The organism is Micromonospora violae, assembly GCF_004217135.1.
GTDB lineage: Bacteria > Actinomycetota > Actinomycetes > Mycobacteriales > Micromonosporaceae > Micromonospora > Micromonospora violae.
In genome coordinates this window covers 1,808,485-1,827,879 of the sequence record NZ_SHKK01000001.1, presented here as the reverse complement: position 1 = coordinate 1,827,879, position 19,395 = coordinate 1,808,485, and the positions used below count along the sequence as shown (strand labels likewise).

19 protein-coding genes are annotated in these 19,395 nt (G+C 72.0%); 11 read left to right on the top strand and 8 right to left on the bottom strand.

Annotated features, from left to right (window positions below; all coding sequences use genetic code 11):
- Positions 1-86: 86 nt before the first annotated feature.
- From lon to EV382_RS08195, 3 genes are all read right to left on the bottom strand, one after another.
- Positions 87-2,417: an endopeptidase La gene (gene lon / locus EV382_RS08205; RefSeq protein WP_130400981.1), complete on the bottom strand. Its 2,331-nt coding sequence runs from the start codon at positions 2,415-2,417 to the stop codon at positions 87-89.
- A gap of 136 nt (positions 2,418-2,553) precedes the next feature.
- A complete protein-coding gene (locus EV382_RS08200; RefSeq protein WP_130400980.1) occupies positions 2,554-3,423 on the bottom strand; it encodes a manganese catalase in 870 nt (289 codons plus the stop codon).
- Positions 3,424-3,505: 82 nt separating this feature from the next.
- Complete coding sequence (locus tag EV382_RS08195; protein WP_130400979.1) at positions 3,506-4,234, bottom strand: sensor histidine kinase; 729 nt, start codon at positions 4,232-4,234, stop codon at positions 3,506-3,508.
- Between the two features lie 98 nt (positions 4,235-4,332).
- On the opposite strand from EV382_RS08195, the gene EV382_RS08190 reads away from it, so the two are divergent.
- The gene (locus tag EV382_RS08190) at positions 4,333-4,938 is read left to right on the top strand and encodes a response regulator (RefSeq protein WP_244236592.1); all 606 of its coding nucleotides are present in this window, start codon (positions 4,333-4,335) and stop codon (positions 4,936-4,938) included.
- 144 nt (positions 4,939-5,082) lie between these two features.
- On the top strand, positions 5,083-5,430 hold the full coding sequence (locus EV382_RS08185) for a histone-like nucleoid-structuring protein Lsr2 (protein ID WP_088989485.1): 348 nt from the start codon (positions 5,083-5,085) through the stop codon (positions 5,428-5,430).
- 118 nt (positions 5,431-5,548) lie between these two features.
- Here the strand turns inward: EV382_RS08185 and EV382_RS08180 are convergent, their stop codons facing one another.
- Positions 5,549-6,823 carry a hypothetical protein gene (locus tag EV382_RS08180; protein WP_130400977.1) on the bottom strand — a complete coding sequence of 425 codons (1,275 nt, stop codon included), beginning with the start codon at positions 6,821-6,823 and terminating at the stop codon, positions 5,549-5,551.
- A 294-nt stretch (positions 6,824-7,117) separates the two neighbouring features.
- Complete coding sequence (locus tag EV382_RS08175; protein ID WP_130400976.1) at positions 7,118-7,993, bottom strand: hypothetical protein; 876 nt, start codon at positions 7,991-7,993, stop codon at positions 7,118-7,120.
- Between the two features lie 164 nt (positions 7,994-8,157).
- Between EV382_RS08175 and EV382_RS08170 the strand changes: the two genes are divergently transcribed.
- Genes EV382_RS08170 through EV382_RS08155 form a run of 4 tightly spaced genes read left to right on the top strand, consistent with a single transcriptional unit; the run spans position 8,158 to position 9,878 of the window.
- Positions 8,158-8,349: a hypothetical protein gene (locus tag EV382_RS08170; protein ID WP_130400975.1), complete on the top strand. Its 192-nt coding sequence runs from the start codon at positions 8,158-8,160 to the stop codon at positions 8,347-8,349.
- Positions 8,346-8,798 carry an Asp23/Gls24 family envelope stress response protein gene (locus EV382_RS08165; RefSeq protein WP_130400974.1) on the top strand — a complete coding sequence of 151 codons (453 nt, stop codon included), beginning with the start codon at positions 8,346-8,348 and terminating at the stop codon, positions 8,796-8,798. The genes EV382_RS08170 and EV382_RS08165 overlap by 4 nt, the downstream gene beginning before the upstream one ends.
- Position 8,799: 1 nt before the next feature.
- On the top strand, positions 8,800-9,321 hold the full coding sequence (locus EV382_RS08160; RefSeq protein ID WP_130400973.1) for a DUF6286 domain-containing protein: 522 nt from the start codon (positions 8,800-8,802) through the stop codon (positions 9,319-9,321).
- Positions 9,318-9,878, top strand: a complete 561-nt coding sequence (locus EV382_RS08155; protein ID WP_130400972.1) for a hypothetical protein — start codon at positions 9,318-9,320, stop codon at positions 9,876-9,878. Before EV382_RS08160 ends, EV382_RS08155 begins: the two co-directional genes overlap by 4 nt.
- Before the next feature lie 40 nt (positions 9,879-9,918).
- Here the strand turns inward: EV382_RS08155 and EV382_RS08150 are convergent, their stop codons facing one another.
- Positions 9,919-10,869, bottom strand: coding sequence for a TerC/Alx family metal homeostasis membrane protein (locus EV382_RS08150; RefSeq protein WP_130400971.1), 951 nt, complete (start codon positions 10,867-10,869; stop codon positions 9,919-9,921).
- Positions 10,870-11,142: 273 nt separating this feature from the next.
- Between EV382_RS08150 and EV382_RS08145 the strand changes: the two genes are divergently transcribed.
- Positions 11,143-11,694 (top strand): hypothetical protein, encoded by a 552-nt coding sequence (locus EV382_RS08145; protein ID WP_425271876.1) that lies wholly within the window; start codon positions 11,143-11,145, stop codon positions 11,692-11,694.
- Positions 11,695-11,904: 210 nt separating this feature from the next.
- Positions 11,905-12,297, top strand: coding sequence for an FKBP-type peptidyl-prolyl cis-trans isomerase (locus EV382_RS08140; RefSeq protein WP_130400969.1), 393 nt, complete (start codon positions 11,905-11,907; stop codon positions 12,295-12,297).
- Between the two features lie 78 nt (positions 12,298-12,375).
- Here the strand turns inward: EV382_RS08140 and EV382_RS08135 are convergent, their stop codons facing one another.
- Positions 12,376-12,759, bottom strand: coding sequence for an STAS domain-containing protein (locus tag EV382_RS08135; protein ID WP_130400968.1), 384 nt, complete (start codon positions 12,757-12,759; stop codon positions 12,376-12,378).
- A 181-nt stretch (positions 12,760-12,940) separates the two neighbouring features.
- Between EV382_RS08135 and EV382_RS08130 the strand changes: the two genes are divergently transcribed.
- Complete coding sequence (locus EV382_RS08130) at positions 12,941-13,957, top strand: SMP-30/gluconolactonase/LRE family protein (RefSeq protein WP_130400967.1); 1,017 nt, start codon at positions 12,941-12,943, stop codon at positions 13,955-13,957.
- A 93-nt stretch (positions 13,958-14,050) separates the two neighbouring features.
- On the opposite strand, the gene EV382_RS08125 is transcribed toward EV382_RS08130, so the two are convergent.
- Positions 14,051-15,319 (bottom strand): L,D-transpeptidase, encoded by a 1,269-nt coding sequence (locus EV382_RS08125; RefSeq protein ID WP_130400966.1) that lies wholly within the window; start codon positions 15,317-15,319, stop codon positions 14,051-14,053.
- A gap of 976 nt (positions 15,320-16,295) precedes the next feature.
- Between EV382_RS08125 and EV382_RS08120 the strand changes: the two genes are divergently transcribed.
- Together EV382_RS08120 and EV382_RS08115 are read left to right on the top strand one after the other, a co-directional pair.
- Positions 16,296-17,261 carry a sugar phosphate isomerase/epimerase family protein gene (locus tag EV382_RS08120; protein ID WP_130400965.1) on the top strand — a complete coding sequence of 322 codons (966 nt, stop codon included), beginning with the start codon at positions 16,296-16,298 and terminating at the stop codon, positions 17,259-17,261.
- Positions 17,262-17,284: 23 nt separating this feature from the next.
- On the top strand, positions 17,285-19,384 hold the full coding sequence (locus EV382_RS08115; RefSeq protein ID WP_130400964.1) for a PQQ-dependent sugar dehydrogenase: 2,100 nt from the start codon (positions 17,285-17,287) through the stop codon (positions 19,382-19,384).
- The last annotated feature ends 11 nt before the right edge of the window (positions 19,385-19,395 follow it).

Here is a 19,395-nt window from a genome sequence, read left to right as displayed (position 1 = left end):
CAAACACCACAGTACGGTCCGCCAGCGGCGAGCACGGCGACAGGCCCCCGTCGTCCGAAGACGGCGGGGGCCTGTCGGGTCGTCCGTCAGACCGCGAAGAGCGCCGGACCGTCCAGCGTCTTCACGTCGGCCGGGCGCAGCGCCAGGGCGAGCACGTCGGCGACGTCGGCCAGGGTGTGCACGGTCAACGCCTCACGCACCTCGGTCGGCAGGTCGTCCAGGTCGGGCTCGTTGCGGGCCGGGATGATCACCTCGGTGAGGCCGGCCCGGTGCGCGGCGAGCAGCTTCTGCTTCACCCCGCCGATCGGCAGCACCCGACCGGAGAGCGTCACCTCACCGGTCATCCCGAACTCGGGGCGGACCGGGCGACCGGTGACCAGCGACGCCAGGGCCGTGACCATGGTGATGCCCGCGCTCGGGCCGTCCTTGGGCACCGCGCCCGCCGGGAAGTGGACGTGGATCCGGCGTCCCGCGAGGGCATTCGGGTCGATACCGAAGCGCCGCCCGTTGGAGCGCAGGTAGGAGAGCGCGATGTGCGCCGACTCCTTCATCACGTCACCGAGCTGGCCGGTCAGGGTCAGCCCCGGCTCGCCCTCCATGCTGGTCGCCTCGATGAAGAGCACGTCCCCACCGGCGCCGGTGACGGCCAGGCCGGTGGCCACGCCGGGCACGGCGGTCCGCTCGGCCGACTCCGGGGTGAACTTCGGCCGGCCCAGGTAACCGCTGAGGTTGTCGGTGCCGACGCGGACCGGAGTCGGGTCCGTCGCCAGCGTCACCGCCACCTTGCGCAGGATCTTGGCCAGGGCGCGTTCGAGCTGCCGGACGCCGGCCTCCCGGGTGTACTCCCCCGCGATCAGCGCGAGCGCCTCGTCGGCGACGCTGACCTCGTCGGCGGTCAGCCCGGCCCGCTCCCGCTGCCGGGGCAGCAGGTGGTCCCGGGCGATGGCGACCTTCTCGTCCTCGGTGTACCCGTCCAGCATGACCAGTTCCATCCGGTCCAGCAGCGGGCCGGGGATGGACTCCACCACGTTGGCGGTGGCCAGGAAGAGCACGTCGGACAGGTCGAGGTCGACCTCCAGGTAGTGGTCCCGGAAGGTGTGGTTCTGGGCCGGGTCGAGCACCTCCAGCAGGGCGGCGGCCGGGTCGCCGGCGTACCCGGCGGCCAGCTTGTCCACCTCGTCGAGGAGCACGACCGGGTTCATCGAACCGGCCTCGCGCAGCGCGCGGACGATACGACCGGGCAGCGCCCCGACGTAGGTGCGCCGGTGCCCGCGGATCTCCGCCTCGTCGCGGACACCGCCGAGCGAGACCCGAACGAAGTTGCGTCCGAGCGCCCGCGCCACGGACTCGCCGAGGCTGGTCTTGCCCACCCCGGGGGGACCGGCGAGGGCGAGCACCGCGCCGGAGCCGCGACCGCCGACCACGCCGAGGTTGCGCTCGGCCCGCCGGTTGCGCACCGCCAGGTACTCCAGGATGCGGTCCTTCACATCGGCCAGGCCGGCGTGGTCGGCGTCGAGCACCGCCCGGGCCGCGGCCAGGTCGGTGTTGTCCTCGGTACGGCTGCCCCACGGCATCTCGAGAACGGTGTCCAGCCAGGTACGGATCCAGCCCGCCTCCGGGGAGGCGTCGCTGGCCCGCTCCAGCTTGCCGACCTCGCGCAGGGCCGCCTCGCGGACCTTCTCCGGCAGCTCGGCGGACTCGACGCGGGACCGGTAGTCGGCGGAGCCGTCCGGCTCGTCCTCGCCCAGCTCCTTGCGGATCGCGGCCAGCTGCTGACGCAGCAGGAACTCGCGCTGGGACTTCTCCAGCCCTTCGCGGACGTCACTGTTGATCTGCTCGGTGACCTCCTGCTCGGCCAGGTAGTCCTTCACCCAGCCGACCAGCAGCTCCAGCCGGGCGGTGACGTCCGGCGCGGCGAGCAGCTCGTTCTTCTGCTCCAGCGTCAGCCAGGGCGCGTAGCCGGCCGAGTCGGCCAGCTCGGAGAGGTCGGTCATCCGCTCCACCGCGTCGATGACCTGCCAGGCGCCCCGCTGCTGGAGCACGGAGGTCACCAGGGCGCGGTACTCGCGGGCGAGTTCCCGGGCCTTGCCGGCGTAGGCGGGTTCGTCGAGTTCGGACGCCTCGACCCAGAGGGCGGCGCCGGGGCCGGGCACGCCGGAGCCGATCCGGGCCCGGGACAGGCCACGGATGACGGCGGCGGGCTCACCCTCGGGCAGCCGGCCGACCTTCTCGATGGTGGCGACCACGCCCACCGGGCCGTACTCGCCGTCGATGCGCGGCACGGCCAGCAGCTTGCGGTCGCCGGTCGCGCGCGCCGCGTCGATAGCGGCCTGGGTGGTGGGGTCGAGGGTCACCGGGATGACCATGCCGGGCAGCAGTACGGCGTCGGTCAGGGGAAGTACCGGAAGAGTTGCCATCGAACACCTCGCGTTGAGTTGAGCGTGTCTCACTCAAGTAACAAAGCGTTCCCCTTGTTCCGATCTGTGACCCAGACCACTCCTGCGGCCGGTCCGTCGGGTCGCCCGGGACCGGCGGGCGACCCGACGAGGCACCTCAGGTGAGCTTGCTCTTCACCGTGTTCACCACCGAACCGGCCACCCCCGGGTTGGTGCCGTACAGGCGGGGATCACCCGGAGGCAGCACCGGCTCCGGCGCGTTCGCCCGTGGGGTGTCGTCGTACCGGAACTCGCCCTTGCCGTCCGGCGCGGGCCCGGACGCCCAGCGACCCTCGGCCGCGTCGGTGCCCGAGGAGAAGCCCAGATAGGTGTAGCTGTACTCCGCGGTGAACTCCTCCGAGTCCGGGAACGCCTCCGGCACCGGCATCTCCTCCAACCCGTCCTCCTTGAGCTGCTCGATCGCCGCCAGCCACATGTTCTGGTGCATGGTGTCGCGGGCCAGCAGGAAGCGCAGCATCTGCTTGACGCCCGGGTCGTCGGTCATGTGGAACAACCGGGCGACCTGGAGCCGACCCTGCGCCTCCGCGGTGACGTTGAGCTGGAAATCGGCCAACAGGTTGCCGCTGGCGGTGACGAACGCGCCGCTCCAGGGCACCCCGTTGGAGTCGGCGGGCAGGGCGCCACCACCACCGTGGATGAAGTGCGCCGGGTTCTCGCCGGCGTAGGTCGCGGCACCGCCGGGGTCCTCCGCGATCCCCTCGGTCAGCGACAGCGGCGCGTTGTCCAACAGCCGGGTGATCATCGTGACGATCATCTCGACGTGACCCATCTCCTCCGTGCCGACGTCGAGCAGCAGGTCCTTGTACTTGCCGGGCAGCCGGCAGTTCCACCCCTGGAAGAGGTACTGGTTGGCGACGGTCATCTCGCCCCACTTGCCGCCCAGCACCTCCTGCAACCGGCGGGCGAACGCCGCGTCCGGGCCGTCCGGCTTGGCCTCGAACTGCAGATCCTTGACGTGGCTGAACATCCAACCTCCTCGATACCGCAAACAGATAGCGAGGCGTTCCCGCCCCGGTGACCCGAGCGGGCCAACCGACGTCCCGGCGGGGTCAGCCCAGCGGGCGAGCCATCGGCAGCAGCACCTCCAGCGCCACTCCGCGCGGCCGCAGCCGGTGCGCCCGCAACGCTCCCCCGTCCGTCGCGACGAGCTGCCGCGCGATCCACAGGCCCAGGCCGGACATCCCGACGGCCGGCGCCGGACGCCGCAGCGCGACCAGCAGCGCATCGTCGACCCGGCCCTCGTCGGTGACCAGAATGCTCAGGCCCGGGCCGCGCAGGCTGGCATACAGCCCGACCTGGCCGTCCGGCGGCCCGTGCCGCAACGCGTTCTCCACCAGGTTGACCAGCACCTGTCGACTGCGTCCGGCCGGCACCGGACAGGAGGCCGCCCGCCGGGTGACCCGCGCCCGCCGACGGTCGGCCGGCACCAGCGCGGCGGCCTCCCGCAGGATGCCCGCCAGGGGCACGGCCGGCTCCGGCTGCGGGGGCAGCGTCAACACGCCGGTGCCGGCGGTCGCGTCGCGCAGCAGGCTCTGCAGGTGGGCGGCCTGGTCGCGGGCCAGCTCGCTGATCGCCCGCCGGTCGTCAGCGGTCAACTCACGACGCTCGTCAGCCAGCAGGCGGGTCAGTGCGCCCAGGGTGCTGACCGGCGTCCGGAACTCGTGACACAACACCCGCAGCAGCAGCTCCGAATCGGCCGCCGCCGGCCGCCCCTGCGGTGTCGACTCACGGTGGCGCAACCCTCGCAGCAGGTCCCGCAGACCGTGGCGTACGCGCATCCACCCGACTCCTCTCGTTCGGTGCGAACCCGCATGATCGGTACCCGCTGGGGAACGGCGCAGACATGCCGGGAGCCTCCACCTTGCGACTCGTTGTCGTGGACGATCACCCCCTCTTCGTCCGCGGCCTGGAGTTGCTGCTCCCGATCACCACCAGCGGTCGCGCCGAGGTGGTCGCCTCGACCGGCGACGCCGCCGCCGCGGCGGCGCTGGTCAGCACCTGCCGCCCCGACCTGGCCCTGGTCGACCTGCACATGCCGCCACCCGGCGGCATCCGGGCGGTGGCCGCCATCCGACGGACCACCCCACGGGTACGGGTGGTCGCGATGTCCGGTTCCGCCGAGCCCGGGCCGGCGGTCGAGGCGCTGCGGGCCGGCGCCGAGGGCTTTCTGCCCAAGACCAGCGAGCCGGAGGAGTTGCTGCCCCCGCTGCTGGCCATCCTCGACGGCTGGGCGGTGCTGCCGGCCGAACTGCTGCGCACCATGCTGCGGCCCACGCGGGCCACACCCGACCTGGACGGCGAGGAACGGCGGCTGTTGCGGGCCATCGCCACCGGCCGCAGCACCGTCGACATCGCCGAAGAACTGCACGTCTCCGAACGTACGGTGAAACGCATGACCGCCGCGTTGCTGCGCACGTTGCGGGTCTCCAACCGGGCCGAGGCGGCCGCCGTCGCCGGTCACAGCGGCATCCTCGACGAATGACACCTCGCCTCCGAACCGATTCCTGGTTTTGCTCGGTAACGGAATCGCGACGCGCCGAATGAATGGGAGGCATATTGTTGCGGATTACCGGGGTGATAGGTCAGACTTTGGACACATCCCGCCGCACACAGGGAGTAATCGGCAATGGCGAGAAAAGTAATCACGGTCCTGACCGACGACCTCGACGGTGGGAAGGCCGACCGGACGGTCGAGTTCAGTCTCGACGGCGTGGCCTACACGATCGATGTCTCCGACGAGAATGCCGGCGTCCTGCGCAAGGCGCTGGATCCGTACATCAATGCGGGTCGGCGGATCGGGCGCGGCCCGGTGGAGAGCGCGCGTTCGGTCCGGCGGCCGGGGCGACCCGCTGGCGCGGGAATGGATCGGGAGCAGAACCGGGCCATCCGGGAATGGGCCGTCAAGAACGGCTACAAGATTTCCGAGCGGGGCCGGATCCCGGTTGAGGTCGTCGAGGCGTACAAGAGCCGCTGACCGGGCTCGACGACGGGGCCCCGCCGGAAACGGCCGGGGCCCCGTCGTTTGTCCGGGCACCCGAAGCGACGCGGCGGCCGGCCACCCGAGGGTGGCCGGCCGCCGCGGCCACGTCAGCTCAGTTGACGTCGATGCGCACCGAGTCGAAGGCGGGGGTCTGGTTCGCCCGCTCCATCATCGGCAGGCGGTGCGAGCCGTCACCGGCCCAGACCGAGCACTGGGCGGTACCCGACTGCGGCAGGCCCGGAACCTGGATCGTCACCTCGTCCGGCTGGGCGCCACCACCGCCGTCCTCGGTCGCGACGAAGAACGCGGGCACCTCCTGCGGCTCCGGCGGAGCGGTCAGGCTGTTCAGCATCCGGCAGGCCGTATGGAAGTGGCCACGGACCAGGCCCTGGTCGTTGAGCAGCGAGCTCTCCACGTAGTAGCCACCCTGACCGGCGGCCAGGAAGCGGTCCCGGACCAGGTTGCGGGTGCTGACCCGCAGGGTGAAGGGCTGGTTCTGGCCGACCTGCTCGGGGAACTGGGTGATCAGCAGCGACGGGTTGTTGGCCGCCGCACCGACCTCACCGAACTCGGTGCTCACGCAGCGGTTGCCGGTCTGGAAACCGTCGTGCGGCTGGAGCCGGCTCTCGTCGCAGTCGTTGGCGAGCACGCCGAGGCCGGCGCCGGGCTCGGTGCCACCGCCGTTGTTACCGCCACCGTTGTTGCCACCGCCGTTGTTGCCGCCGCCGTTGTTGCCGCCACCGGGGCTGCTGGTGGGAGTGCTGCCGCCGCCGTTGTTGCCGGTCGGCCGCACCTGGCACTGGGCGAGCTGCGCGAGGCCCTGCGGCCGGGGTCCCACCCGGTCGATGGCGGTGGTGATCCGGTCCAGCACGGCGCGGCGCTTGCCGGCCAGCGGCTGGAGGATCGCGTTGCGGATGAACGCCTCACCCTTGTTGCCCTCGGCGGCCAGCCGGCGGTCCGCCTCGGCGATCTGGGTCTGCAACTGGGCGAGGTTGCGGTCCACCTCGGCCCGCGCCCGGTCCGGCACCTGCGGCAGCTTGGCCGCCACATCCGGACAGGCGATGGCCGTGCCGGTGCCGACCGTGCCGTCCTTGCCGTCCTCGCACTCGGGGACCGACTGCTGTCCGTCACCCCAGTGATTGCGCACCCACCGACCGTTCTGCCAGGTCCGGCTGGTCGAGCCGCCACTGGGCGCGGTCGCGCCCGGGCTCGGCTCCACGCACTGCCCAGCGGCCGGGCGTGGCTTATTTGTCCGCCGGTCCTGGGCCGACGAAATCTGAGTCACGGCGACAACTCCGCCGAAGACCGCGAGCGTGCCGACAACTGCCAGCAGACGCTTGCTCCGCGCGTTGCCGGAAGGCCGGCGCGCCCGAGTGGACCTGCGCATCGAATTGCTCTCCTTCTCGATCCGGTAGTGGATTTCTGCCCTCGGCGGACCGACGGATGTGTGTGGCACGCCGCGGCAGCGACCCACCGTGACCTACCCGGTAATGCGTCGATGGCCGACGATGCCCTTTCCGCACCGTCTCCCGCGCCCGGTGGACGCGGATGGGGAGATCCTGTTCATTCGCGCAGGAGTACGGGGCCACGGCCGGGAAGGTTCAACAGACGCACAGGAAATTGCCGCGACCCGACCCGGAGGCGGCGCGGAGCAGAGATCAGCAGGTGAAACGGACGACGATCAGTCGGCGCAGAGGTGGTCGAAGGCGAACCCGCCGACCAGTTCGTGGCGGCGCTGACTCAGCGCGGCGATCTGCGCGGTCCACTCGGCGCGCGGCAGCAGGTCCGCGATCGCGTTGTCCCGCAGTCGTTCCCCGACGGCGACGGTGGCGAGATCCTCGGCCAGCCGCGCCGCGTCAACGCCGCAGGAGAAGCGGTGTTCGGTGACCGAGACCCGCTCGATGAGGCACGAGTTGGGGCGTACCTGCACCCAACTCCAGCCCTGGGCGGGCCCGTCCACCCAGCGGACGTGCAGCCCTCGCACGATCGGGTCGGCCACCTGCCCGGCCACGTACGCCTCGACCGCCGCCGCCCGGGTCAGCGCGCCGAGGTCGTTGACCGGCCCGGTACGCCCGTCCGGCAGCCGGCCCAGGATGTCCCGGAAGCCCACCGGGGCCGGTTCGGTCCCGGTGACGGTGGCCTCGCCGGCCGTGTAGGTGCGCGCGTCGATGAGGTACTCGACCAGGCGGCGGCCGTGCTCGGCGGCGCGCAACGTCGGTGAACCGATCCGCAGCACGGGGAGGTCGACGGCGGCGCTGACCGCGTCCGTGAGTCGCTCCAGGCGCTGCTCGGCCGAGCCGGCGGAGGGCTCCGGGCCAATCTTCACGGCGACGATCGGGCGGCCGGTGTCGACGGCGTAGACCACGAAGTCGAAGCTGACTCGGCTCGCCGAGGTCCACTGGCTGCCGGTGACACCGGGTGGACGGCCCTGGACCAGGTCGCTGAGCCGGCGCGCCGTGAGGACCCGGTGCCCGGCGCGGCTGAGCAGCGCGTCGCGCCCCGCCTCGGCGGGCATCGCCCGCAGCCAGCCGCGGTCGTCGCTCCCGATGCTCGTCATCTGCCTGATCCATCCGCCGGTCGGTCGAGCCGGGCCGAGTCTAGGTGGTCGATCATGGGCCACCGACTTCTGATGTGACCGGGATCACAGTAGCGCCGACGTTCCAGGGATGGCCGCCGGGTGTATCCAGCGACCGCCAGCACCGGACCGGCCCGGAGGTGACCATGTCGCGACAGCAGTTCGGCTTCCTCGCCGGGTTCCTCGCCGTGGCGCTCTGGGCGCTCGGCGGCGTCGGCGTGGCGGCCCTGGCCGTCCTCGCCGGCCTGCTCGGGTGGCTGGTCGTGCGGGTACTCGACGGTGACCTCGCGGTGACCGGTCTCGGCGACCGCCGCGCCAATGCTCGGCGACGCCGATGACCACCCGCCCAACCCCGGGGACGGCCCCCGGCACCGGACTCGCCGCCGCGACGACCGTTCCGGCACGTCGCCCGGACGACGCGGCGGACGTCGCGCGGATCGCGGTGCGGACGGCCAGCCTCGTGCCGGGCGTGTCCGTCGTCCGCCCGGCGGCGGTCCGCCTGGACGACCGGTCCGTCGGTCTCGACCTGCACCTGATCACCTGGTACGGACACAGCGTGCCGACGATCGCCGAGGCGGTCCGGACCGTGGTCGCCGACCAGGTGGCCGCCCAGACCGGGCTCACCGTGACGGTGCTGACCGTGACCGTCGACGACCTGCTCGTCCCCGGTGTCGACGGGCCCGGAGGCGGCGCTGTCGACGGGCCCGGAGCCGGCGCTGTCGACGGGTCCGAAGGCGGCGCTGTCGACGGGTCCGGAACCGGCGTCCTCGCGGCGGAGGACGGCTGAGATGCGCACCGCCAACCGGGTCGCCTCGGTGCTGTTGGCCAGCGCCCTGCTGGTCGGCGGTCTGGCGGTGGCCGTCCAGGCGCTGCTGCTCAGCCTGGACCGCCCCACACCGGTCGACATCACCGGCTGGGTCAACGCGCTCAGCGGCATCCGGTGGCACGACCCCACGGTCCGGACCGTGGCCGGCGGGGCCCTGCTGGTGGGCCTGGCCATCCTCGTCGCCCAGTTGCGCCGCTGGGCGCCGGTCCGCCTGCGCACCGACGAACGCGACGGGTGGTACCTGCACCGCCGCGGTGTGGAGCGGCGGCTCGCGAACGCTGTGGGCGCGGTGCCGGGCGTCCGCCGCGCCCGCGTGCGGGTCCGACGGCGCGGCGACCAGTGGCGTCCCCGGGTCCGCGCGACCGGCGACCCGGCAGCCCGGGCGGAGATTGAGTTCGCCGTGCACCAGGAGTTGCACCGCCTCACCGCACCCCGTCCCACCCGGGTCGACGTCCGGCTGCTGCCTCGACGGCGGCCGGCGTGACCAACGCCGGGCACCGACTGTTGTGGACCATCATCGCGCTGCTGATGGTGGCGGGCGCGGCGGCGGCGCTGGCTGCCAGCCTCGGCGCGCTGCCCGGCGTCGACCCGACGGCGGCGCTGCTCAGCGCCGACCTGGTCAGCCGATGGCGGATGGCCGCGCCGTGGAGCACCCTGGCCGCGGCGGTCGCCGGGCTGCTGGTCGCCCTGGCCGGGCAGCGCCTGCTGGCCCGGGAACTCGGCGGTCCCGGCGGTGCGCTGCGCGGCACCCTGAGCCAGCCCGGACGCCGGTCGGGCCGGACCCGGCTGGCCGCCGACGTGCTGGCCGACGCGCTGGTCCGTGACCTGACCGACAACCCCGGGGTACGCCGGGCCCGGGTGGTGCTCACCGGCACGCCACCGCACCCCGACCTGTGGATCCGGGTGGACCTCACCGCCGACGCACCGGCCGCTGGCGTACGCGAGCACGTACGCGCCGCGGTCCGCCGATTCGCGGCCACGGCCGACTGCCAACCGGCGCACCTCGACGTGACCGCCCGCGTCGAGCCCGGTCCCTCCTGACCCGCCCGAGGTTCTGGTGCTTCCGACGAGCCGTACCGGTTCACCGCCGACGGCGGGCGGCCACCGTGCTGGCGCCGATGGAGACCGCCAGGGTCAGCAGCACCACGGCCAGGGTCAACCAGACCGGAAGCTTGCCCACCGGTGTCTCGGCGAGAATCAGCTTCAGCCCGGCGAAGGCCAGCAGCAGCGCGAGCCCGTACCGCAGGTAGCCGAAGTGTCGCAGCAGCCCGGCGAGGCAGAAGTAGAGGCTGCGCAGCCCCAGCACGGCGAACGCGGTGGCCGTCCAGACCAGGAAGGTGTTGGTGGTGATGGCGAGGATCGCCGCCACCGAGTCGATGGCGAAGACCACGTCGGTGGCCTCGATGGCGACGAGCGCCACCAGCAGCAACGTCGCCACGCGCCGGCCGGCCACGCGGGCGGTGAACCGATCCCCGTGGTAGCGGGCGTCGGTGGGCACCAGCCGCCGGAAGAGCCGGACCACGACGTTGCGGTCCGGGTCGACGTCCGGCTTTCCGCGTACGGCCAGCCGCCAGCCGGTCCAGATCAGGAACGCGCCCAGCACGAACCCGGCCCAGGTGAGCCGGTCCAGCAACTCGGCACCGGCGAAGATGAACAGCAGCCGGAAGACGAGCGCCCCCACCACACCCCAGAACAGCACCTTGTGCTGGTAGCCCGACGGCACCTGGAAGTAGCCGAAGAGCAGCGCGAAGACGAACACGTTGTCCACCGAGAGCGCCTTCTCCAGCAGGTAACCGGAGTAGTACGCGATGGCCGGATCACCGCCGATGCCCCACCAGACGACCAACCCGAACAGCAGACCCGCGCCGATCCAGACGGCGCTCCACAGCAGCGCCTCACGGAGCTCGATGACGTGGTTGTCCCGGTGCAGGAGCACATCCACGGCGAGCATCACCGCGATCACCGCGCCGACCGCAGCCCAGGCCCAGAGTGGGACCGCGACCGTCGCCTCCGCCACCGACGCCCTCCGCATCGCCCCCGTGCCGTGCCCGTCACCAGGCCGGCCGGCCCTTCCCGAGCCTAGGTGACCGCCCGAGCAGGCAACGGACGGTCCGACGAAGTCGGGTCGCCCGCTGCCTGCGGTACGACTCGGACACCCGACCGGGCGCGGACCGTCGGCAGGGCCGCCGGGCCGGAGGGGGTCGAACGTCCCGGGCCGTTGCGGTCTGTCGGCCCTGCCGTGGAGAACGCCGCGGGCGTCCACTGGAGATGCCACCGGGAAGCGCGGTGCGAAGCTAGAAGGGACGTGGAGACCATGACCGCGACGATCGAGCGGGCCACCGCCGGGAACACCGCTCCGAAGGCCACCCACGACCGGGCCGTCCGGTACCTCCTGGCCGGCACCCGGCTGGCGCTCGGCTGGATCTTCCTCTGGGCCTTCCTCGACAAGATGTTCGGCTTCGGTCTGGCCACCGAGTCGAAGAACGCCTGGATCAACGGGGGCAGCCCCACCAAGGGGTTCCTGACCTTCGGTGTGACCGGGCCGTTCACGGACGTCTACACCGCGATCGCCGGTGCCGCCTGGGCGGACTGGCTCTTCATGGTCGGTCTGGCCGGCATCGGTGTCGCTCTGCTGCTCGGCATCGGCATGCGGGTCGCCGCCGTGGCCGGTGGGCTGCTGCTGGTGCTGATGTGGACCGCCGTACTGCCTCCGGAGAACAACCCCTTCATGGACGACCACCTGATCTACGCCGCGGTGCTGGCGGTCCTGGCCCTGGTCAACGCCGGCGACACCGCGGGCCTCGGCCGGGTGTGGGCGGCCCTGCCGATCGTCCGGCGGATGCCCTGGCTCCGCTGAACCAGCGCACACCCCGAGGCGGGCGTCACCGGTGCCGGTGACGCCCGCCGAGTCGTCGACCCGGCTCGGCAGCGCCACGGGGACCCTTGGGTGCCCGATCGGGTGACGGGTCGCGGAGCAGCTGGCGGGTCCGCCGCACATCGGTGAGGTGTGATCCGGCAGGATCGACGGTGACCGGACACATCACCCAGAACGGCAGGAGATCCCCGCATGAACCAGGCAGCAGGCGCCCGATCGGGTAAGCCCGAGGTTGGTCCGATCGAGGGTGCGCCGCCGGCCGACCTCGTGATCGAGGACATCACCGTGGGCGACGGCCCGCAGGCCGAGCCGGGCCAGCTGGTCAGCGTGCACTACGTCGGCGTGTCGCACTCCACCGGCGGCGAGTTCGACTCGTCCTGGAACCGGGGCGAGGCGTTCGAGTTTCCGCTCGGCGGCGGTCAGGTCATCGCCGGGTGGGACCAGGGCGTCGCCGGCATGCGGGTCGGCGGTCGCCGCCGGCTGACCATCCCGCCGCACCTGGGGTACGGCGACCGGGGCGCCGCCGGCGTCATCAAGCCGGGCGAGACCCTGATCTTCGTCGTCGACCTGCTCGGCGTGCGCTGACCGATGGTCGGGGTCGTCGGCCACCGCCGGCGGCCCCGCACCCGGCCACGACCCGGCGGGGCGCCCCCTCGGCCGAGCTCAGGCGGCCAACTGCAGATCGGTCGCGGCCACCGGCCGACGTGCGGCGTCGATTGCCGAGGGCCGCTCCAGAATCGGCATCACCCGGTGCAGCCCGCTGACGCGCAGCACACGCGCCACTACCGGGCTCGGGTCGACCAGGACCAGCTCGCCCCCACGGGCCCGCACACGCAGGTGCGCGGCGAGCAACGCGCGGACGCCAGCGGCGGAGAGCAGCCGCAGCCCGGCCACATCCAGTTGGAGCACCGGGCGCGCCGGCGCGGACCACAGCGCGGACCGGAGCGCGGCCACCGTGGCGATGTCGACCTCGCCGGCCACCCGCATGAGGACGCTCTGCTCCCCCACGCTGACCTGCACGTCGAGCCGATCGCTGTGCTCTTCCATGCCCAGAAATCTAGCCGCCACCACCGACACTTTCGTCCCTCCGGCGAGTGATTCCGGGTACGTCCAGGGGCATACCCCGAGACTCCCCCGCTCCCTCTCGGGGTGGAGTCGGGGGCCCGGACGGCACGCCGCGCGGGCGAGGAGGCCCGGAACCGGCCGAGAGCGGGTGGAGAATAGGTCGATGCTGATCCCCCAGCCCCGGCCGCCCCGGCTGATCCGACCCGTCCGCGAGCCGGCGACGACCCCTCCGGCGCTGGTCGCAGCGTGGGCCCCCACCGACTGCCGGCTCGACCAGGCCGAGGTGCTCCCCCTCCCGGCAGGCGCGGTGGGCCCGGAGGACGTGCTCGTCGACGGCTCCGGACGGGTGATCAGTGGCGACGAGGACGGTCGGCTCTGGTGGTGGCCGGTCGACGCGGTGGCCGGCACCCGAGGACGCCTGCTCGCCGAGACCGGCGGCCGGCCGCTCGGCATCGAGCTGGACCCGTCCGGCGAGGCCCTGGTGGTCTGCGACGCGTACCGGGGGTTGCTGCGGGTCACGCCGGACGGCGCGGTACGCGAGCTGACCGGAACGGCACCCCCGGTGCACCTGGCCAACAACGCCACCGTGGGCCGCGACGGCACCATCTACTTCACCGACAGCTCCGACCGGTTTCCGGTCTCGCAGTGGAAGCGCGACCTGCTGGAGCACCGCCCCAACGGTCGGGTGCTGGCCCACCATCCGGGCAGCGGTCGCACGGAGGTGGTGACCGACGGACTGTACTTCCCCAACGGGATCGCGCTGACCCCGGACGAGTCGGCGCTGATGCTCGTGGAGACCAGCACCCACCGCCTGCTGCGCGTCGAGCTGAGCGGGGGCGTGCGGGTCCTCGCCGACCTGCCCGCGTACCCGGACAATCTCGCCTCGGTGGGTGACGGGACGTACTGGGTCGCGCTGCCCAGCCCCCGGGTGCCGATCGCCGAGCGGCTGCTGCCCCATCCACGGCTGCGTCAGATCGCCGCTCTGCTGCCCGACGCGATGCAGCCGCAGCCACGCCGCTACGGGCTCGTCGCGCTGGTCGACGGCGCGGGCGTGGTCCGCCGGACGCTGCACGGCCCGAGCGGGCACTATCCGATGGTCACCGGGGTACGCCAGCACGACGACCAACTCTGGCTGGGCAGCCTGACCGGGTCCGGGGTGGCCCGCGTACCCCTGGGGTGAGGCCCGCAGAGCACGGTGCCGGCGACCGTCAGCTGGCGACGGGGCCGGTCAGCCGTCGTGGCGGGCCGGCCCCGTCGTGGCGCAGGTGGTGGCTCAGCGGCCGCTGACCGAGGGCGCCGGGGCCGGTGATCCGCCGGCCACCGCTCCCGGGTGCGCGGGGGCGACCGGTGCGGGCTTGAGCCCGGGCGGCACCGGCAGGGCGCTGCCCCGGGCGAACTCGTCCCAGCTCACGTTCCAGGCGGTCCAGCCGTTGCCCGGTTGCAGCTCCACCTCGGTGCCCTTGACGGTGACCAGGTCACCGACCTGCGTCACCCCCATCAACCAGTCGGCAGCGGTGGCGGAGACGTTCGCGCAGCCGTGCGAGACGTTGGTGTTGCCCTGGTCCCCCTCGGACCAGGGGGCGGAGTGGATGAACTCGCCGCCCCAGGTGTAGCGCTGGGCGTCGTCGACGTCGACCACGTAGCCACCGTTCGGCTCACCCCGGGTGTCGAAGGTGGTCCGCTCGTGCTTCTCCATGATCACCATCTTGCCGCTGGAACTCGGCGTGCTGGGCTTACCCAGGCTGACCGGGATCTGGCGGACCGGCTTGCCGTCGCGCAGCACGGTCATCTGCTTGGTAGCGTTGTCGATCTCCAGCGAGACCTGTCGTCCGATCTTCGAGGTCGCGGTCCGCTCGGCGTCACCGACCTTGTCCTTGCCGATCGGCAGACCCTCCAGGCCGGCCCGGACACTGATGGTGGTGCCGGGCTTCCAGAAGTCGGGGGCTCGGTAATAGACCTGACTTCCATCCTCCAACCACGACCAGGTGCCCGGCTGCGGTGGATTGGTCTTGACGAACAACCGGCGTTGAACATCCGCTCTGGCCTCTTTTGGAATTCCCGGGTCGAACGCCACCGTTACCGGCATCGCCGTGCCGTACGTCCGATTGCCGACGAAATAGAGAGTGCTGGTGATTTGTGGTTTGGTCGATTTGGCCATCGTCGTGAACGTGGTGGTGCGGGTGGTGGTGGCACCGGAGTCACCGGTCGCGGTCACCTCGGCGGTGTAGGTACGCCGCGGTTGCAGCGGCGCGGCCGGCACCCAGCCGGAGCCGTCCTCGCGCGGCTCGGCCTTGACCTGCTTGCCCTTGTCGTCGGTGAGGCGTACGGCGGTGACCCGCCCACCCTTGACCACGGTGCCCACCTCAGCGCTGACCGGAACGTCCCGGGCCTTGTCCCCCGGTGTCACGGCGAGTTCCGGCGGGGCGGCGTGCTTCTTGGCCGAGTCGGTCGCCGACCCCCGGTCGACCGTGCACGCACCCAGGGCGAGTGGTGCAGCTGCGATGGTTACCGCCAACAGCGTCAATCGCCGCCTAGACGTCATGTTCAGTCCCCCCGTTTTCGGCTTCCCTTCGCCACATTCTGACCCGCCCAACAGGAGTATCCGCCGTATTCCGAAATAATCGTCAGCGCATTTACCGGCGCATTTTCCGACAATGTTCCAATTGGCGGAACAGGGGTTCAACCGACCCGTGTCATGCGCTTTGCTCCGCTTGAGCGACGCAACGTCGACTGTCCGAATGGTGGGCCTGGCGCGCGGTCGAGCCGCCGCGCCGCCGCTGCCGCGCTGCCGTGCTGCCGTGCCGCCGTGCCGCCGTGCCGCCGTGCCGCCTCATGATCGACTCGGGTTCACGGAAGGCGCGGCATCCCGGTCGCCCGGATACCGCGACTTTCATGAACCCGAGTCGATCACGCACCGGGGCCAGGCTGGTCCGGCCCGGCGAGGCGGCCAGGTCCGACGGGTCACCCCACGCGGCCGAGCCCGGCAGGTCACCCACGCGGCCGGGCCCGACGGGTCACCCCACGCGGCCGAGCCCGGCAGGTCACCCACGCGGCCGGGCCCGACGGGTCACCCCACGCGGCCGAGCCCGGCAGGTCACCCACGCGGCCGGGCCCGACGGGTCACCCCACGCGGCCGGGCCCGGCGGGTCACCCACGCGGCCGGGCGGAACGAATCGCCCCGGAGGCGGCGGGGCGTAGAAGGCCGCGGCGGGTGGCGCACCTCGCGGGTGGACTTTTGTCAGCTGAAGAGAACCTTCTGCCGAACGCGACAAAGCTTTGCCTTCGTCCGGGGGCAAGGGTAGGGTCACGATCATATAGAGGGTTGCCCATTCGTCGATCAACTTGCCGCCACCTCTGCCGGGTCGCCACGTTCGGTTCCCGATGGGTCCGGGCCGCACCCGCGCCGTCCCTCACCGTCCCGCCGGAGCCCGCCTCCGGCCGGTTCGGCGCGTCCGGCAGACGGCAGTCAGGTCGACCGCCGCCGACGGCGCACCAGCCGTCAGGAAGGGACCACCACCATGGATCAACAACTCAACCGCCCGGAGCTGACACCTGCATCCGAGCCGGTCAGCCGGCGTGGAGTGCTGCGGGCCGCGACCGTCTCCGCGGCCGCCGTCGGCACCGTCGGTCTCCTCGGCGCCCCGGCCGCCGCCACGCCCGGGGCATCCACCGGGCACGCCCAGGGCCGCCGCCGGGTGCCGGTGGACCGGATCAGCATCCAGCTCTACACGCTGCGCGACCAGCTCGCCGCCGACCTGCCCGGGAGCCTGGACGCGCTACGCCGGATCGGCTACCGGCGAGTCGAGCACGCCGGTTTCGTCGGACGCACCGCCGCCCAGTTCCGCGCCGCGCTCGACGAGGCCGGGCTGCGCTCCACCTCCGGGCACGTCGGCATCCCGCAGCCGTTCGACGACGCCGCCTGGGAGCAGGCCCTGCACGACGCCAACGTGGTGGGCTCCAAGAAGATCGTCCACCCGTACTTCGGTCGGGACGCGAGCGGTCAGCCGATCCGGGACCCGGCCGTCTACCGGGCCCTGGCCCGGGACCTGAACCGCGCCGGACGACTCGCCGAACGCGCGGGGCTCGACTTCGGCTACCACAACCACCAGCTCGAGTTCGTACCGCTGACCAACGGGTCGACCGGGTTCGACATCCTCACCGCGCAGACCGATCCGCGGCTGGTCCACTTCGAGCTCGATCTCTACTGGACCTGGCGGGGCGCCCACGACCCGGTCGACGTGATCAAGGCCAACCGTGGCCGGATCCGCCAGGTGCACGTCAAGGACCTCGACGTCGAGGGCGGTTTCGCCGACCTCGGCGGCGGCGTCATCGACTTCGGCCGCATCTTCGCCCACGAGCGGGAGGCCGGCATCGAGGAGTACATCGTGGAGCGCGACGACGCGGGCACCGCGCCGCGCTCCCCCGCCGACGCCCTGGACACCGCTCGCGTCGGTTTCGACTATCTCGCTTCACTTCGGTACTGAAACCACCTCGGGGGACACACCTGATGAACAGGACCGCATTCGCGTCCGCCCTGCTGTTGGTGACCGCCGGCTTGGCCGTACCACCGGCGGCAGCGGCCGCCGCGCCGGCCGCGCCGCCGGACAGCAGCTTCCAGAAAGTGACACTGAACGACTTCCCGGGCGAGCCGATGAGCCTCGCCGTCCTGCCCGATTTGCGGGTGCTGCACACCTCCCGCACCGGTGAGGTCCGCATCCACGACCCGCGCACCGGGCTGAACACCCTCGCCGCCGACATCCCGGTGTACGAGCACGACGAGGAAGGGTTGCAGGGGGTCGCCATCGACCCGAACTTCGCCAAGAACAAGTGGGTGTACCTCTACTACTCGCCGCCGATGGACACGCCGGTGGACGACCCGGCGACCCCCGACGTCAACGAGGGGGACGCGCCGGAGGTCGGCACCCCGGCGGACTGGCAACGGTTCAAGGGCGCGCTGCGACTGTCCCGGTTCAAGCTGGACGGGATGCGGCTGAATCTCGCCAGCGAGCAGCAGATCATCGACGTGCCCACCGACCGGGGCATCTGCTGTCACGTCGGCGGTCAGATCGACTTCGACAGCAAGGGCAACCTGTACCTGTCGACCGGCGACGACACCAACCCGTTCGCCTCCGACGGTTACATCCCGATCGACGAGCGGGCCGACCGTAACCCCGCGTTCGACGCCCAGCGCACCTCGGCCAACACCAACGACCTGCGCGGCAAGCTGCTGCGCATCAAGGTGAAGGCCGGTGGTGGTTACACGGTTCCGGCCGGCAACCTGTTCAAGCCCGGCACGGCGCAGACCCGCCCGGAGATCTACGCGATGGGGTTGCGCAACGCGTTCCGGTTCGCCGTCGACCGGCGTACCGACAACGTGTACCTGGCCGACTACTCCCCGGACGCCTCCAACGCCAACCCGGAGCGCGGGCCGGCCGGGCACGGTCGGTGGATGCTCATCGACAAGCCGGCGAACTACGGCTGGCCGTACTGCGTGACGCCGACGATCGCCTACCGCGACTACGACTTCGCCACCGGCGAGTCCGGCAAGAAGTTCAACTGCAAGCGCCCGGTCAACGAGTCGCCGCACAACACCGGCAAGCGGCAGCTGCCGCCGGTCGAGCAGCCGGAGGTCTGGTACCCCTCGGCCGCGTCGGGTGAGTTCCCGCAGTTGGGCACCGGCGGCATCGGCCCGATGGGTGGCCCGGCGTACGACTACAACGGGGCCAGCACGTCGCGTACCCGCTGGCCGGCCTACTACGACGGGGTGCCGCTGTTCTACGAGTGGACCCGCGACTACATCAAGGAGTTCCGCCTCGACTCCGACGGCGACGTCACGGACATCCGCCCGGTGGTGCCGTCCCTGGTCGTGGACAACCCGATGGACATGGAGTTCGGCCCGGACGGCGCGCTCTACGTGCTGGAGTACGGCGACGGCTACTTCGCCGAGAACCCGGACGCGCAGCTGTCCCGGATCGACTTCGTGCGGGGCAACCGGACGCCGATCCCGAAGATCAGCGCCGACCCGACCGTGGGGCAGGCCCCGCTGACCGTCGCGTTCTCCAGCGCCGGCACGACCGACCCGGACGGTGACAAGCTGAGCTACGCGTGGGACTTCAACGCGGACGGTTCGGTGGACAGCACCGCTGCGAACGCGACCTGGACGTTCCCGGAGAACGGCTCGTACACGCCGACGTTGAAGGTGACCGACCGCACCGGACGGTCCGCCGCGGCGTCCCTGCCGCTGGTGGTCGGGCCGACCGCGCCGGTCGTCGAGTTCGTCGCCCCGGTGGCCGGGCAGCCGTTCGAGTTCGGGCAGACGGTGGCGTACGAGGTGAAGGTCACCGACGACCTGCCGGTGGACTGCTCCCGGGTGAAGGTCACCTACGTGCTCGGGCACGATGAGCACGGGCACCCGCTCTCCACCTCGACGGGTTGCTCCGGGACCATTCCCACCTTCCTCGACGGTGGGCACAGCGGTGCGGACAACCTGACCGCGGTGTTCGTCGCGGAGTACACCGACGCCCCGACCGACCCGGGCGTACCGCCGCAGTCGGGCTCGGCGACGGTGGTGCTGGACCCGACCCCGGTGGCCGGTCTGGCCGGCTGAGACAACGAACC

Bases quoted from the DNA above. Each gene is read 5' to 3' on its own strand.
- lon (WP_130400981.1), bottom strand. From the start codon at position 2,417: ATGGCAACTCTTCCGGTACTTCCCCTGACCGACGCCGTACTGCTGCCC.
- EV382_RS08130 (WP_130400967.1), top strand. From the start codon at position 12,941: ATGCTGATCCCCCAGCCCCGGCCGCCCCGGCTGATCCGACCCGTCCGC.
- EV382_RS08180 (WP_130400977.1), bottom strand. From the start codon at position 6,823: ATGCGCAGGTCCACTCGGGCGCGCCGGCCTTCCGGCAACGCGCGGAGC.
- EV382_RS08125 (WP_130400966.1), bottom strand. From the start codon at position 15,319: ATGACGTCTAGGCGGCGATTGACGCTGTTGGCGGTAACCATCGCAGCT.
- EV382_RS08195 (WP_130400979.1), bottom strand. From the start codon at position 4,234: ATGCGCGTACGCCACGGTCTGCGGGACCTGCTGCGAGGGTTGCGCCAC.
- EV382_RS08185 (WP_088989485.1), top strand. From the start codon at position 5,083: ATGGCGAGAAAAGTAATCACGGTCCTGACCGACGACCTCGACGGTGGG.
- EV382_RS08150 (WP_130400971.1), bottom strand. From the start codon at position 10,869: ATGCGGAGGGCGTCGGTGGCGGAGGCGACGGTCGCGGTCCCACTCTGG.
- EV382_RS08170 (WP_130400975.1), top strand. From the start codon at position 8,158: ATGTCGCGACAGCAGTTCGGCTTCCTCGCCGGGTTCCTCGCCGTGGCG.
- EV382_RS08120 (WP_130400965.1), top strand. From the start codon at position 16,296: ATGGATCAACAACTCAACCGCCCGGAGCTGACACCTGCATCCGAGCCG.
- EV382_RS08175 (WP_130400976.1), bottom strand. From the start codon at position 7,993: ATGACGAGCATCGGGAGCGACGACCGCGGCTGGCTGCGGGCGATGCCC.
- EV382_RS08200 (WP_130400980.1), bottom strand. From the start codon at position 3,423: ATGTTCAGCCACGTCAAGGATCTGCAGTTCGAGGCCAAGCCGGACGGC.
- EV382_RS08160 (WP_130400973.1), top strand. From the start codon at position 8,800: ATGCGCACCGCCAACCGGGTCGCCTCGGTGCTGTTGGCCAGCGCCCTG.
- EV382_RS08140 (WP_130400969.1), top strand. From the start codon at position 11,905: ATGAACCAGGCAGCAGGCGCCCGATCGGGTAAGCCCGAGGTTGGTCCG.
- EV382_RS08115 (WP_130400964.1), top strand. From the start codon at position 17,285: ATGAACAGGACCGCATTCGCGTCCGCCCTGCTGTTGGTGACCGCCGGC.
- EV382_RS08135 (WP_130400968.1), bottom strand. From the start codon at position 12,759: ATGGAAGAGCACAGCGATCGGCTCGACGTGCAGGTCAGCGTGGGGGAG.
- EV382_RS08165 (WP_130400974.1), top strand. From the start codon at position 8,346: ATGACCACCCGCCCAACCCCGGGGACGGCCCCCGGCACCGGACTCGCC.